At 30.3% G+C, this 14,512-nt stretch carries 11 protein-coding genes and 1 pseudogene; 9 read left to right on the top strand and 3 right to left on the bottom strand.

The window, feature by feature from the left end:
* Positions 1-30 precede the first annotated feature (30 nt).
* The 4 genes and pseudogenes from cmk (at position 31) to G9F70_RS16075 (ending at position 3,819) form a co-directional block, all read left to right on the top strand.
* Positions 31-696 carry a (d)CMP kinase gene (cmk, locus tag G9F70_RS16090; RefSeq protein WP_164944160.1) on the top strand — a complete coding sequence of 222 codons (666 nt, stop codon included), beginning with the start codon at positions 31-33 and terminating at the stop codon, positions 694-696.
* Positions 697-731: 35 nt separating this feature from the next.
* Positions 732-1,571, top strand: a pseudogene (locus G9F70_RS16085) (4-hydroxy-3-methylbut-2-enyl diphosphate reductase); the annotation flags it as partial.
* 203 nt (positions 1,572-1,774) lie between these two features.
* Positions 1,775-2,833: a CotS family spore coat protein gene (locus tag G9F70_RS16080; protein WP_224617621.1), complete on the top strand. Its 1,059-nt coding sequence runs from the start codon at positions 1,775-1,777 to the stop codon at positions 2,831-2,833.
* A gap of 113 nt (positions 2,834-2,946) precedes the next feature.
* Complete coding sequence (locus G9F70_RS16075) at positions 2,947-3,819, top strand: GNAT family N-acetyltransferase (RefSeq protein ID WP_164944158.1); 873 nt, start codon at positions 2,947-2,949, stop codon at positions 3,817-3,819.
* A gap of 222 nt (positions 3,820-4,041) precedes the next feature.
* On the opposite strand, the gene G9F70_RS16070 is transcribed toward G9F70_RS16075, so the two are convergent.
* Both G9F70_RS16070 and G9F70_RS16065 read right to left on the bottom strand, forming a co-directional pair.
* Positions 4,042-5,352 carry a pyridoxal phosphate-dependent aminotransferase gene (locus G9F70_RS16070; RefSeq protein WP_164944157.1) on the bottom strand — a complete coding sequence of 437 codons (1,311 nt, stop codon included), beginning with the start codon at positions 5,350-5,352 and terminating at the stop codon, positions 4,042-4,044.
* 243 nt (positions 5,353-5,595) lie between these two features.
* Positions 5,596-5,754: a hypothetical protein gene (locus G9F70_RS16065; protein ID WP_164944156.1), complete on the bottom strand. Its 159-nt coding sequence runs from the start codon at positions 5,752-5,754 to the stop codon at positions 5,596-5,598.
* Positions 5,755-6,046: 292 nt separating this feature from the next.
* On the opposite strand from G9F70_RS16065, the gene miaB reads away from it, so the two are divergent.
* From miaB to hfq, 5 genes are all read left to right on the top strand, one after another.
* Entirely contained in the window at positions 6,047-7,381 is a 1,335-nt protein-coding gene (gene miaB / locus G9F70_RS16060) for a tRNA (N6-isopentenyl adenosine(37)-C2)-methylthiotransferase MiaB (protein ID WP_164944155.1), read from the top strand.
* A 21-nt stretch (positions 7,382-7,402) separates the two neighbouring features.
* Positions 7,403-10,084: a DNA mismatch repair protein MutS gene (gene mutS / locus G9F70_RS16055; RefSeq protein WP_164944154.1), complete on the top strand. Its 2,682-nt coding sequence runs from the start codon at positions 7,403-7,405 to the stop codon at positions 10,082-10,084.
* Between the two features lie 21 nt (positions 10,085-10,105).
* Positions 10,106-11,992 carry a DNA mismatch repair endonuclease MutL gene (gene mutL / locus G9F70_RS16050; protein ID WP_187352966.1) on the top strand — a complete coding sequence of 629 codons (1,887 nt, stop codon included), beginning with the start codon at positions 10,106-10,108 and terminating at the stop codon, positions 11,990-11,992.
* 15 nt (positions 11,993-12,007) lie between these two features.
* Positions 12,008-12,946 carry a tRNA (adenosine(37)-N6)-dimethylallyltransferase MiaA gene (miaA, locus tag G9F70_RS16045; protein WP_164944153.1) on the top strand — a complete coding sequence of 313 codons (939 nt, stop codon included), beginning with the start codon at positions 12,008-12,010 and terminating at the stop codon, positions 12,944-12,946.
* Between the two features lie 81 nt (positions 12,947-13,027).
* Positions 13,028-13,279, top strand: a complete 252-nt coding sequence (gene hfq, locus G9F70_RS16040) for an RNA chaperone Hfq (RefSeq protein ID WP_164944152.1) — start codon at positions 13,028-13,030, stop codon at positions 13,277-13,279.
* Positions 13,280-13,585: 306 nt separating this feature from the next.
* Here the strand turns inward: hfq and G9F70_RS16035 are convergent, their stop codons facing one another.
* Positions 13,586-14,326 carry a hypothetical protein gene (locus G9F70_RS16035; protein WP_164944151.1) on the bottom strand — a complete coding sequence of 247 codons (741 nt, stop codon included), beginning with the start codon at positions 14,324-14,326 and terminating at the stop codon, positions 13,586-13,588.
* Positions 14,327-14,512: the final 186 nt, after the last annotated feature.

Below are 14,512 nucleotides of genomic sequence, written 5' to 3'. Positions count from 1 at the left end.
ATCATATTTATAAAGGGCGGGTGGAATATAATGAGAATTTCAGTTGCAATAGATGGACCTGCGGGTGCAGGAAAAAGTACTATTGCTAAAATAATAGGTGAAAAATTCAATCTTATGTATATTAACACAGGATCAATGTATAGAGCAGTTACACTTACGGCTATGAATGCAAATATTTCTGAAAAAAATGTAGATGATTTAGTTAAAATAGTAGCATCTTTAGAAATGCATTTTGAAGAGGATCATTTGTTTGTTAACAAGGAAGATTTGACAGAAATGATAGGCATGCCTGTTATAAGCAATAATGTTTCAAAGTATGCAGCAGTTCCTAAAGTCAGAGAAATTCTTGTTAAGTTGCAACAGGATATAGCTAAAAAATTCAATGTTATTATGGATGGTAGAGATATTGGTAATGTTGTACTTAAAGATGCTAGTTTTAAATTTTATTTAACTGCAAGCAGTGAAGAGAGAGCTAAAAGAAGATATAAAGAGCTAATTACTAAGGGCATAAATGTTGATTATGACACCATTTTAAGCGATATTATAAAAAGGGACTATATTGATACCCATAGAGAAGTTAGTCCACTAAAAAAAGCAATAGATGCTATAGAAATTGATTCTAATGATTTGGATATTGATGGGGTAGCACAAAAAATGATAGATTATATTAATTCAAATATTAAAAATAATAATTAGTATTTTGTGAGATACCTTAATAAGGAGTGGGCAGAATGAAAAAAATAACACTTGCAGATTCAGCTGGCTTTTGCTTTGGAGTTAAACGAGCAGTAGATACGGCTTTAAAAATGAAAGAGAAGTACAAAAGTGAAATCTATACACTAGGACCACTTATTCATAATAATGATGTTGTGGATTTTTTAAAGGAAAATCTAATATTACCTATAGAACTTGATAATATTGATAGCTTAAAAGAAAATGATACAATCATTATTAGATCGCATGGAATATCTGAAAAAGCGTTAAATGTTTTAAAAAAACATAAACTTAATATAATAGATGCAACATGTCCCTATGTAGAAAATATTCACAAGAAGGTAAAGAAATACTACGATTTGGGATATAGTATTATTATTGTAGGAGATAAAAATCATCCTGAAGTTATTGGAATTAATGGATGGTGTAATGACTCGGCTTTAATACTTAAGAGTGGTGATCCCATTTTTAATATACCCAATAAAGTATGTGTTGTATCTCAGACAACTGAAAGGCAATCTACCTGGGAAGAGGTATTAGCTGTGCTTATAAAAACCAGTAAAGAAATAGTTGCATTCAATACTATTTGTAGTGCAACAGAGGTTCGTCAAAAGTCTGCAGAGGAAATATCAACAAAAGTTGATGCTATGGTAGTTATTGGCGGGTTTAATAGTTCAAACACTACAAAACTTTATGAAATATGCAAAAAAAATTGCGAAAACACAGTACATGTAGAAAATTTATCAGGTATCCCAGATGAATTTATAAAAGATGGGAATTTAAAAAATATAGGTGTTACAGCAGGAGCTTCTACACCAGATTGGATTATTAAGGAGGCAATTATAAAAATCAATTCTGGTAAATAGATTTATAAAATTATAATATTTACTATAAAAACGTGTAGCATAAATTATGCATACACGTTTTTTATGATTTATTGGGCTTCTAAAATTGTGGAATCATAAATAGGTTCTAAATAAATATGTTATTTGAAAATTATTGAATACTAAATAAAATTAAGTAATATAATTTAATAGCACTATTATGGGGAGAGAAAAAATTGAAAGGGAATACCAAGACAGCTCAGCACTTTAAAATAATTAACAATAAAGAGATGCAAGTATTAATAAGCGTAATGCATAAGTACAATATCCAATTAGTAACTGCAGAAAAAATTAGAGGTGCATACAAAATTACCGCAGATAGTGGCAATTTCTCTTTAAAGAGAATAAAACATGGAAGAAATAAAGCTAAAAATGGTTGTCTTTTAACAGAAGAGTTGATATTTAATAAATTTACAAATATAGCTAAGTATTTCAGAACAAAGGAGGGAGATTTTTATGTAAGGTATAAAAGTAATATATTTTACTTAACAGAATGGCTAGAAGGCTGTGAATGTGATTTAACTGATATTGATGAAGCTGTAAATTGTACAAAACTTTTAGCCGAATTTCATAATAAATTAAATAAAATTGACCATAACAAAATTCATATAGGAAGAAATTTAAATAATTGGCCAAAGATTTTCGCTAGTAATTTAAATAATCTTGAAAAATTCAAAAAAATAATTATTAGCAAAAGGATAAAAAATGATTTTGATGTGCTTTTTTTAGAAGGAATTGATAACTTTTATAATAGAGGATTGTTAGCCATTAATATGATAAATAAGTCACAATATTATAAACTATCAAAAGTAGCAAACGATGGTAAAACAATATGCTACAACGACTTTTATAATCAGAATATAATTAAAAAGGAGGGAGAGTACTTTATAACTGACCTTGATAGTATTATAATTGATTTACAAATAAGTGATCTAGGAACGCTTATTAGGAGGTTGATGTTTAAAAAATCTTATGGATGGAACTTTGATTTTGCTAAAGATCTAATTGAAGCTTATAATTCCATCAATAGATTGTGCAAAGAAGATTTAGAAATAATGTTTGCATTAATAATTTTTCCTCAAAAATTTTGGAGGTTAGGATATAGAAGGTATATAGATCAAAAAAAATGGTCCGAAACTAAATATTTGCATAAGCTAAAGAGGATTTTAAGCTACAGTGAAAACCAAGAGAAATTTTTTGCTGATTATTTGATTTTTTTGCAAGAATATTTATAAATAACAATAAATTTATTGTAAAAATATTATTAATAGATTTATAATTAGAATTGTATTATACTTTATCAGTAATCAAATATATTTAAAAATAAAAATTAATGGAGTAAAGCTAAATGTATAAATCAATAAGTCTAACTTTAAAAAATATTAATAAGTTTAGAAAAGTTTCCCAATTTAATACTAGCTTTAGTTTGTCAAATCAAGATTTCTTTCAGCTCTATGATAACAGCAATATTATCCAAAGAATGTTTTTAAGGAAAAATGTAAACTTACTATTAGAAAAAAATACTTATATAGGTTATATATGGTTTGAAAAACATAATAAACATCATAGTTCTATTAACTCAATAAATGTAATCGGAGATAATAATTCAATTTATTATTATGAAACTTTAATAGGTTCATTGAAAAATGATAGTTTAATAACTTATGAATGTGAAGATAATGAAGTGAATATAGATATTTTAAGTAAATTAGGTTTTATTAGAGCTAAAGGTTTTATGGAACTTGAAAAACAGTGTACAGAATATATTAGTACCGCCCAGCCTAAGAACATTAGTTTTTCTATAGTAGAAAAGGATAAAGATGAAAAAGCACGATGTTTATTACAAAATGATATATTTAACAACGATGATAGAATTCCAATAAATATAGAAGATATTTATTATGATGAAGCACAGGAATATTATTTTGATAAAGGTGCAATATTTATTGAGCTAGGCAAAATACCAATTGGATATGGTCAAATTATAATTGAAGATAAGGTGGCGATCATAGTAAATTTTGGAATTGTAAAAAAATATAGAAAAGAAGGATATGGGAAAGTGCTGCTGTGCTATTTGCTTAATATAGCTAGGGAAAATGACTTTTCTAAAGTATCTTTGAAGGTAGATTCTAATAATGTTGATGCTTTTAGATTATATAGTTCACTTGGCTTTAATATTAAAAGAGAATTATATACTTGGGAAAAGACTAGACTTCAATAATATAAAAGGAGGTATTATTATATTACCTCCTTTTATATTATTGTATGTTTATTTAATTCCATATATTTTTCAAGAGCTATCCCTAAAATTTCCATAGCATCTTTTAATGTAGTTGTATTAACTCAATAGGATGATATAGCTAGTCCATTAGTTGTATAGGAACCTTCTGCAGGAGCAACCATTACTGTTCTATTATTATAATTGGAGGATGTTAATAATTATTTAGCGTGCTTTTTCATACTTCCTTAGAAGCTTAACGAATAACTCAGGAACCTTTTCCATGTTTTCTGGAGTTTCTACGAATGCGATACGCATCTGAGTGCTTCCTGGATTAGCCTGGCCTGGTTTAAGGTCATAGAAACCTTTCATAGGTGCTACCAAAAGAGTTGTTTCTACTCCGTTTAAGTCCACAGAACCTTCCTGGGCACAATACATAACAAAGTTGATTGAATCAAATCCTGGTTTTACAACATTTCTAACATCAACTACTGAATATATAGATGAATCAGGGCTAGAAACAATCAGACCAGGGTCCAGCTCTCTCAGACCGTTATAGAATTTAAACATGATATTTTTGTAATACTCACGAAGGCCTTTACACCATCCATCAATCTGCTGCTTGCTTTCATGAGCTAGTGCTCCGAAGATATACTGACCTATTACATTGGCGCAAAGATTAGCAGTATATTCAGCTACTGACTGAGTATGGAACTCTTCATTATCAGTGATTAAAGCTCCTATTCTTAAACCACAGGCACTCCATACCTTTGATGCGGTATCGATGCTTATTCTTCTGCCTTCTATGCCAGGTACATCTGCATCAGTGATTCCCCAAATGCTTACCAGGTCACCGTCAACATAAAACAGTCCACGATAAGCTTCATCGCTGATCATCCACATATTATATTTTACGCATATTTTAGCAAGCTCTTTAAGCGTTGCATAGTCGTAGAGCTGTCCTGTAGGATTGTCGTAAGGTATTACAAGAAGTGCTCCAGGATTGTGTTTTTTAATGGTTTCTTCAATTTTGTCAAGCTCTGGAAGGCTGAACTTGCCATCAGCGCCTAAATTACGTTTTACTGTAACAGTTTTACGTCCGATTCTTTCTGCAAAAGAAATATAATTTGTATAGGCTGGGTCAATCATCATAAGAGGTTTATCATCAGTGCCTGCATCTCCGCAAACCCCCAGTAATAAAAGTTCCATACCTGAGGATCCGCCATCGGTTACCTGAACGAATAATTTACTAGTATCAAAACCTTGGCACCTTAGGATGTTTTTAAATGCATCCTTAGCTTCAGCTACACCGGCAGTACCTGAATATCTTACAATACCCTTTGCAAATGGGCTTTCAGGTGCATCCAGTGAAAACATCCTTTTCTGCATAGCAGGATTTGTTGGTAGGGAAACGTTTCCAATTGCTACATTGACTAATGCAGGTTTAACTGTGCGCTCATCAAATTTGATCTGACCAAGTCTGACGTCTGATGGCATCCTTTTCTTAAAATGTTCTGACAGTATTGGTTTGTTCATAAAAATACCCCCTAAAAATATAATTATAATTTATAAAATAGTTACCTTCATATAATATTATATCAGGTTAATTAGATTATTGCTATAATGCTCAATTTATGGTAAATGAGTACTAAACCGCTAAAAACGGTAACAGGCGAGTTCTAATCCTTATAATTTAATTTTTTCGTAACAGAATATAAAGAAGTATCTTAACTAAATAAGATACTTCTTTGTTAGAATGCACACTTCCTAAATTTAAAACTATTTAAATTCTCTTATTATAATTTCTGCAGGTACATAGGGTACTGTTATATTTACCATATTACTATGGGCACACATATAAAAATAACTCCTGTCACCAATACAATCATATTGTAATTGCTTACTTCTAAAATTTTCATCTTTTTTTGCATCATACATATAAATCACTCCTCTTTAGGTATATTACCCAAAAATCAGAAATTTAATGTAATAGCTAAATAAATGAATATTAGAGATAAGCGGAAAATAAAGAACATAATTTACGTATAGTTTTTTTATGTATTACAATACAATAGGACTACTATTATTAAAATCTAATTTAAACATATATTTCAAGTAAATTAATTAAATGATTAAATACATTGAAATATTAAAAATACCTTTAAAAAAACCTACACATTATATATAATGGGTAGATAGTAATACTTTTTTTATAAAGGAGAATGCACTAATGAATGAAATACTTAACTATTATATAGAAACATGGGGTTGTCAGATGAATGAGGAGGATTCCGAAAAATTATCCGGTATGCTAATACCTATGGGATATAAAAAAACTACGGATAAGGAAGCTGCTGATATAATTATTTTCAATACCTGTTGTGTTAGAGAGAATGCAGAGCAAAAGGTTGATGGGAACATAGGAGCTCTAAAGAATATGAAAAAACAAAATCCAAACCTTATAATAGCAGTTACTGGATGTATGATGCAGCAGGAAGGTATGGCTAAACATATAATCACTAAATTTCCATTTGTAGATATTATTATTGGAACACATAATGCTTATAAATTTCCTGAGTACTTAAAAAGAATACAAGGCGGAGAGTCCTCTATTGTAGAAATTTGGGATAAAGAAGGCGCTATAATCGAAGGAATGCCAATAGACAGGGAAAGTAGTATAAAAGGCTTTGTTACTATTATGTATGGTTGCAATAATTTTTGTACTTATTGCATAGTTCCTTATGTAAGAGGGCGAGAGCGAAGTAGAACTCCAGAAGATATTATAAGTGAAATAAAAACTTTGGTTTCAGAGGGTTATAAAGAAATAACCGTACTTGGTCAAAATGTTAATTCATATGGCAAGGGATTAATTCCTGAAATAAATTTTGCAGAGTTACTCAGAAGGATTAACGATATTGAGGATTTAGAGAGAATAAGATTTATGACATCTCACCCAAAGGATTTATCTATTGAGGTAATAGAAGTAATAGCTGAGTGCGATAAAATTTGTGAGCAAATTCATTTACCAGTGCAATCGGGTTCAACTAATCTTTTAAACAAAATGAATAGACACTACGATAGAGAGCAATATTTGGAATTAGTTAAGAACATTAAAAATATACTGCCCAATGTTGGACTAAGTACAGATATTATCGTTGGATTTCCAGGAGAAACAGAAGAAGACTTTGCAGAAACATTAAGTCTTACGGAAGAGGTAAAATTTGATTTAGCATTTATGTACCTTTATTCTAAAAGAAAAGGAACTCCCGCAGATGAAATGCTAGACCAAATACCAGATAAAATTAAGCATGAAAGATTTAATAGATTAATCGAAGTTGTTAATAGAACTTCTAAAGAAAAAAATATAGAATATGTAGGAAAAATTGTAGAAGTACTGGTTGAAGGTTTTAGTAAAAATGATAAAAGCAAACTAACTGGAAGAACAAGAACAGGAAAATTAGTTAATTTTGAAGGCAATTACAAAGCTATTGGAGAGCTGGTATCAGTTCAAATAACCAATGCACATTCTTTTTCACTTATGGGTGAAGAAATATTAGGCGCATAGACAAGCAAGGGGGCATTATAAGTGGCATTAACTCCAATGATGGTACAATATTTTGAAATAAAAGAAACCTGCACGGACTGTATACTGTTTTTTAGATTAGGTGACTTTTATGAAATGTTTTTTACAGATGCAGAGCTTGCAGCAAAAGAATTAGAACTAGTGCTTACAGGTCGTGACTGTGGACTAGAGAAAAGGGCACCTATGTGCGGGATTCCATACCATGCAGCAAATACCTATGTGGGTAGGCTAATTGCTAAAGGATATAAGGTTGCTATATGTGAACAAGTAGAAGATCCAGCAGTGGCAAAGGGTATAGTTAAAAGAGATATAATTAAAATAATTACGCCAGGTACCTACACTGATTCTGGTTTTTTAGAAGAAAGTAAAAATAATTATGTTATGAGTATTTACATTGATAAAAAAACTAATTTCTGCGGACTTTGTTTTTGTGATGTATCAACAGGGGAATTTAGTTGCACGGATACTAAACTAAGTCTTGTTAATATATTAGATGAAATTTCAAAATTTAGTCCAAAAGAAATTATTGTATCAGAGGATATATCAGGCGATATGCTAAGTGCCATCAAAGAAAGATTTAATGTATCCTATTCATCTTATCCAAATGATTATTTTATAACAAAAGACTACACTTTAATAAAAAACCAGTTTAACAATTTTTGTGAAATCACCCTGTCAGAAGAATTACTGAGAAGTATTACAGGACTTCTCAGTTATATTATGGATACTCAAAGAAATTCTCTGTCACACATAGATACTATAGAATATTATGATATTTTAGATTATGTAAGTTTGGATGCGAATTCCAGGAGGAATTTGGAGCTCACAGAAACACTAAGGGATAAAACTAAGAAAGGTTCGCTGCTTTGGGTATTAGATAGAACAAATACTGCAATGGGTGCTAGAAGGCTACGCAAATGGTTAGATCAACCACTAATAAATAAAGCGTTAATAGAAGAGAGATTAGAGGTCGTTTCGGAATTAAAAAGTAATATATCCAGCCATGAAGATTTAAAAGATGTACTTACGGATATATATGATATAGAAAGACTTGTAGGAAAAATTTCTTCTAAAAATGTTAATGCAAAAGAATTGATTTCTCTTAAAAATTCTATAGAAAAAATACCAAAGATTAAATTGATTTTAGCAGGACTTAATAGTAAATTAATGAGAAAAATATATTTAGGTTTAGACGACTTAAAAGATATATATGATACTTTAAATAAGTCCATTATTGAAAATCCAGCTATTTCTATTAAAGAGGGAAATATTATTAAAGAAGGATTAAATACTGAAATAGATGAGCTAAGGCTAGCTAAGGCTCATGGTAAGGAATGGATTGCTACCTTAGAAAATGATGAGAAGGGCATAACTGGAATAAGATCACTAAAAGTAGGATATAACAGAGTATTTGGTTATTATATTGAAATAACAAAAGCAAATATTCCACTAATACCTGAGGGCAGGTATATACGAAAACAAACACTATCTAATGCAGAAAGATATATTACTCCTGAACTTAAGGAAATGGAAGAAAAGATTTTAGGTGCAGAAGAAAAATTAGTAAATCTTGAATACGAGGTATTTACAGGTATTCGTGAAGAGATTGAAAAGCACGTTGAAAGAATGAAAAATACTGCTCAGCTAATATCAGAAATTGATTGTTTAAGCTCCCTTGCTACAATTGCCCTTGAAAATAATTATACAAAACCTGAAATAAATACAAAGGGTATTTTTAATATTGTGGGGGGAAGGCATCCAGTAGTTGAGAAAATGATGCCCACAAATACTTTTATTGAAAATGACACATATATGGATACTGTAGATAATCAATTACTATTAATAACGGGACCTAACATGGCTGGTAAATCTACCTATATGCGTCAAGTGGCCTTAATAACTATTATGGCTCAATTAGGGAGCTTTGTTCCTTGTGCGTCAGCTGATATATCTATATGTGATAAGATATTTACTAGGATAGGAGCTTCAGATGATCTTGCTGCTGGTAAAAGTACTTTTATGGTAGAAATGTGGGAAGTATCCAACATACTACAAAATGCAACTAATAGAAGTTTAGTTTTACTTGATGAGGTAGGTCGCGGAACTAGTACTTATGATGGACTAAGTATTGCTTGGTCTGTAATTGAGTATATTTGTAAGAATTTAAGCTTGAGGAGTAAAACCTTATTTGCTACTCACTATCATGAGTTAACAAAACTTGAGGGTATGATTAAGGGCGTTAAAAATTATTCTGTAGCTGTAAAAAAAATCGAAAATGAAATTGTGTTCATAAGAAAAATTGTACCTGGGGGAGCTGACAAATCCTATGGTATAGAGGTGGCAAAGCTGGCGGGCCTTCCAAAAGATGTAATTACCAGGGCAAGCGAAATATTAGAAGTACTAGAGAATCTTAATAATACTGAAATTGATTTAATCGACAAGAAAACTTCAAGTAAAAAAACTAATAATAAGAATGAAAAAAAGCTTGTTGAAACTGCAGTCAAAGAAGCAGCTATAGCTTATGAACCTAATATAGTAAAAGATGAAATCATTCAAATTAATTTTACAGACATAGAGAAAGATAATATATTAAATGAAATTAAAAACATAAATATCCTTAATCTAACACCAATGGATGGCTTTAATAAGCTATATGAGTTAGTTAATAGAGCTAAGTTGCTATAATAGCGAAGGATGTGAGTTATCATGAGAATCAATATATTAGAAGTTGAAACTTCTAATAAAATTGCTGCAGGTGAAGTGGTAGAGCGCCCTTCCTCAGTAGTAAAGGAGTTAGTGGAAAATAGCATAGATGCAGGTGCTAAAAATATTATCGTGGAGATTTTTGAGGGTGGTCAAAAAAATATAAAAGTAATTGATGACGGCGCTGGAATACATATAGATGATATAGAAAAGGCATTTTTGCCTCATGCCACTAGTAAAATAAAATATGTTGAAGACATCTATAATATACACACCTTAGGTTTTAGGGGAGAGGCATTAGCAAGTATTGCCTCTGTATCTAAAACTACACTAAATAGTAGAACTAAAGAATCAACGGTAGGCAAAGAAATATCTCAGTCCTCAGGGGACATACTATACGTTAAAGAAATAGGATGTAATATTGGTACAACTATAGAAGTTAAGGATCTATTTTTTAATGTTCCTGCAAGACAAAAGTTCTTAAAATCACCTCAAAGAGAAGCAGCTTTAATATCAGATATTTTAGGAAGACTAGCACTTGCTAACAATGAAATTTCTTTTAAGCTAATCAATAATGATAAAAAGGGTTTAACTACCTATGGCTCTACAAACATTTGTGATACCATCAGATATATATATGGCAAAGAGGTTGTAGATAATGTCACAAGTTTCGAAAAGTTGGGCGATATAATGTCCGTTCATGGATATATTGGTAATGCAGAAATAAGTCGCGGAAGTAGAAATAGGCAAAGTATTTTTGTTAATAAAAGGTATGTTAAAAGCAGTCTAATTACCGCAGCTGTAGAAAATGCTTTTAAATCTTTTTTGACTATAAATAAGTTTCCTTTTTTTCTTATATTTCTGGACATTTTTCCTGAGTATATAGATATAAATGTTCACCCACAAAAAACTGAAATTAAGTTTCAAGAGGACAAAGCTGTATTCAAAATTGTTTTTGATGCGGTGCATACAGCAATTGCTGATAGCTTGCGAGGCAATTTCACTATAGAAGAAGAGGATAATGAAAATTATGTTGGAAAAGAAATAGAAAAAAATACCTTGAGAAGTCAAATTTATGATTTTAACAGGATAGTAATAGATGAAAAAGATAAGCAGGAATTAGAAAAACAGGTTCAAATCCCATTAGATTTTAATTATAAAACAGTAAATGATGAAAGGGATAATTTGTATGGGGGAAATACTTATGAATTACCTAATGAAGATGTGCGTGAAAATATTAAAGAGAACTATGGCATTAATTATGATATGAGTAAGGAGCCTTCCGCACATGAAATTTCTAAAATCTCAAAGTTTCCTGAGCTACGAATTATTGGGCAATTTAATAAAACCTATATACTAGGTGAGGTATACAATGAACTTTACCTAATTGACCAACATGCAGCTCATGAAAAAATACTGTTTGAGAAATATAAAAGTGAAATTATAAATTCAGAGGTGATATCTCAGATTTTACTTACACCAACAGTAATAGAACTTAGCCAAGATGATTACGCATACTACGTTGAAAATGAAGCGGTGTTTAAGAATTCTGGTTTTGATATTATAGAATTTGGTGAAAACACAATAAGTATAAAGGAAGTTCCTATTATACTTGGTAAACCAGATATTAAAAATCTTTTTAATGAGATCTTGGATAATTTAAAAAATATGGGCACAGGTAAAACTGTAGAAATTAAGTATACACGTATAGCAACACTTGCTTGCAAGGCAGCTGTAAAAGCAAATAATCAGCTGTCAGAATTGGAAATGAATAAATTAATCAATGATTTAAGATATATTGATGAGCCATTTACTTGTCCTCATGGAAGGCCTACAATAATAAAAATAACACTAAATGAACTAGAAAAAAAATTTAAAAGAATACAATAGAGAAAAGGTGGAAAAATGAAAGATTTATTTATTTTAGCAGGTCCTACAGCTATAGGCAAAACGGAAATTTCTATAAAGCTGGCACTAAGGTTAAATGGAGAGGTTATATCAGCGGATTCAATGCAAATATACAAATATATGGATGTTGGTTCTGCTAAAATTTCAAAAGTGGAGATGAGGGGAGTTCCTCATCATTTAATAGATATAATAGAGCCAAGTGAAGGATTTAGTGTGGCAGAGTTTAAAGAAAAGGCTGAAAGTGCTATTAAAGAGATAACTTATAAAAATAAACTTCCAATGATAGTTGGTGGAACTGGCTTTTATATAAATTCACTAATATATAATTATAGCTTTGCTGATACTAATAAAGATGAAGAATATAGAGATTATCTTACAGAACTTGCAAATACAAAGGGAAATGAATATGTACATAACTTGCTTAAAGGTATCGATGAAGAATCCTACAATAAACTATATCCTAATGATTTAAAAAGAGTTATTAGAGCTTTAGAAGTTTATAAAGTCAGTGGTAAACCCATGAGCGAGTTTAAAGAGGAGCAAAACCTTTTAGATATCCCTTATAATGTACATTATTTTGTGCTAAATATGGATAGACAAAAGCTATATAGTAGAATAAATTCCCGTGTAGATATAATGATGGAAGAAAATTTAATCCAGGAAGTTATAAAATTAAAAGAAATGGGCTATAATTCAGATATGCAGTCAATGAAGGGCATAGGATACAAAGAGATATTATATTATTTAAACCATGAAATATCCTTAAATGAGGCTATAGAAATGATTAAACAAGGAAGTAGAAATTACGCTAAAAGACAACTTACCTGGTTTAGAAAAGATCCACGAATAAATTGGATTAATAAGGATGATTTTAACAATGATGATGAAATCGTAGAATATATTGCAAGTAAGCTAGCCTCTATGAAAAAATTATAAATTACTATATTTTCATAAAATAAAAAGGATTTTCAGGATATTTATAGAATATTCTTAAAATACATATTATGGAGGTGTACTATGAATAAATCTACTAATAATTTACAAGATATAATTTTGAATGGGTCAAGAAAAAATAGAATACCTGTTACTTTATATTTGACAAATGGTTTTCAGTTAAAGGGAAATGTTACAGGGTTCGATAGCTTCACAGTAATATTAAATTGCGATGGAAAACAAATGATGATATATAAACATGCTATTTCTACTATAACTCCATTAAAACCAATATTGTTTAACGACATTTCAGAAGGAAGCCCTTCAAAGGAGTAGTATAAAATTATAAAACATACCTTGCATATTAAGGTATGTTTTTATATTTTTTATGTGTATATTCAAAAAAGCTTCAATTAGCTCTTTTTTAATTTCTCCTGATATTTCAAATAAAAATTTACCCAAGATACCCTACAAAAATTCGCCTAATCTCATCATATTCTATTCTTATATTTTAACGACATTTCAGAAGGAAGTCTCCTACTTCTATAAGTGGGAGTCCTGTACTATAACAAAAAGAAAACTTCCGTGGGAGTCTAAATCTCCTTCTGAAGTCGTTAATATTGCAGCTTCGCAGAAGATGATTTAACAATTATTTTCATATACTGCTTGCTCTATATCCTTTAATGTAATACCTTTATGTTGAAGTTTTTCTAACCAGTTACTATCTTTAAGAATAACAACTATGTCTTCAAAGCTTTTACCTAAATGCTCTCCCCATTGTTTGCCTAACGCTACCTCAAAAGCTTGGGCTATATAAAGGGCCTTTTCAATTGGTAGGTCTACTTCTAATTTTACTGCTAAATGTGCTAAAACAATATAACTTTTCCACCCTTTATCAAGAAGCCTCCATTTTCCACTATCGCCTGCTATAAAACTTTTCTCCTCCAGCACCTGTAATTTTTTATTAATTTCCTCTTCGCTAAATTCAAGTTTTTCATAGAAAAAATTAGTAATTACACTATCTTCATTCAACATTAATTCGAGTATTTTAAGAGAAAGTTCATTATTTATAGGTGAAAAACAAGTTATAATATTTTCTACTCCTCTTAATAAATATGGTAGGCAGACAGGAGATGCATTTGTTACATACCACCTAGCTTTGCCATTTTCATTTTTCTCCCAACAGGCCATTACAGCTAAATTTTTTTGTCCTCTCTCCTTACATAGCTTCTGAATAATTGATAAAATCTCATCTTGTCCACACACTGCAGAAGAGCATGCTTGAGCGTGATCTTCTGCAGACATCTCATTTTTTTCAATTTCCTTTAATTTTTTCTTAAGATTATTGATCTCCCATCTAATTTTATATGCTTCTTCATTCATTTATATCTTCTCCTTTTATCATCATCCTTAATTTAACTTTACTACCATTTTTATGCATAGTAAACTTAAAATGGTATAGAGTTGTAATATTAATAATAAAATTAATACTAAATTAGGATGCACTAAGGATTATCCATTTGTTGAATCAGGGATTTTGAATTAGTGATATTTTAGAAATATAGGCCA

This window comes from Clostridium sp. FP1, assembly GCF_011065975.2.
GTDB lineage: Bacteria > Bacillota > Clostridia > Clostridiales > Clostridiaceae > Clostridium_AD > Clostridium_AD tagluense.
Note: the sequence above shows the minus strand (reverse complement) of the source record. Positions and strands in the feature narration are given on the sequence as shown.